The organism is Pseudomonas agronomica, from assembly GCF_025917275.1.
Classification (GTDB): Bacteria; Pseudomonadota; Gammaproteobacteria; order Pseudomonadales; family Pseudomonadaceae; genus Aquipseudomonas; species Aquipseudomonas agronomica.
This window is the reverse complement of sequence record NZ_JAOSHO010000891.1, coordinates 1-1,050: the sequence shown is the minus strand read 5'-3', so window position 1 is coordinate 1,050 and position 1,050 is coordinate 1. Positions and strand designations below refer to the sequence as shown.

General features: G+C 65.4%; 1 protein-coding gene and 1 pseudogene. Both read left to right on the top strand.

Annotated features, from left to right (window positions below; genetic code table 11):
• A partial coding sequence (locus OC610_RS27935) for a winged helix-turn-helix domain-containing protein (protein WP_264432822.1) occupies window positions 1-570 on the top strand: 570 nt, incomplete at its 5' end.
• Window positions 567-1,050 (top strand): annotated as a pseudogene (locus OC610_RS27930) (ATP-binding protein); the annotation flags it as partial. The gene OC610_RS27935 and the pseudogene OC610_RS27930, both read left to right, overlap by 4 nt.

The window sequence follows — 1,050 nt, the reverse complement described above, 5'->3', positions numbered from 1 at the left end:
CTGGTCATCCTCGACCTGATGCTGCCCGGCGAGGACGGCCTGAGCATTTGCCGCAAAGTGCGCGAGCGTTACGACGGACCGATCCTGATGCTCACGGCGCGTACCGACGACAGCGACCAGATCCAGGGCTTGGACCTGGGCGCCGATGACTACGTCTGCAAGCCTGTGCGCCCGCGTCTGTTGCTGGCGCGCATCCAGGCCCTGCTGCGGCGCAGCGAACCGGAGCCTGCCGTGCCTGCGAAGCAGAGGCGCCTGGAGTTCGGTCCGTTGGTGGTGGACGACGCCTTGCGCGAAGCCTGGCTGCTGGGCAATGGCATCGAACTGACCAGCGCCGAATTCGATTTGCTCTGGCTGTTGGTATCCAACGCCGGGCGCATCCTGTCTCGCGAGGAAATCTTCACCGCCCTGCGCGGTATCGGCTACGACGGCCAGGATCGCTCCATCGACGTGCGCATCTCGCGCATCCGTCCCAAGATTGGTGACGACCCCGACCATCCGCGCTTGATCAAGACCATCCGCAGCAAAGGCTACCTGTTCGTCCCCGAAGCATGCGTAGACGCCGCTCCGTGAATTCGATCTTCCTGCGCATCTATGGCGGCATGTGTGCGGCACTGGTGTTGGTGGCGGTGCTTGGCGTGCTGGCGCTGCACCTGCTCAACCAGACGCGCGGCGAGCAGTACCGTGAGCGTTTGGCCCATGGCACGTTTTCCTTGATGGCCGATAACCTGCGGCCGATGAATGACACGGAGCGCCGCCGTGCCCTGGCGGTGTGGGCGCGCCTGCTGGGCATTCCGCTGGAGTTGCAGGCCTTCAGCCAGACCGACCTCGACCTGAGCCAGCGCACCCGCCTCCTGCGAGGCCAGGTGCTGGTGGAGCAGACCGGGCCCCATGCGGCGAAGGTCTATCGGCTGGTCAGCGACGGCGAGCAACTGACGTTGGTCGGCGAAGTTCGCCAGATCAGCGAGCAACTGGCCCGGGCGACAATCTACTTGCTGGCCGACGAACTGGTGCGTTACCCGGTGGCCGAGCAGCCCGAGCGGCTTGCCCAAC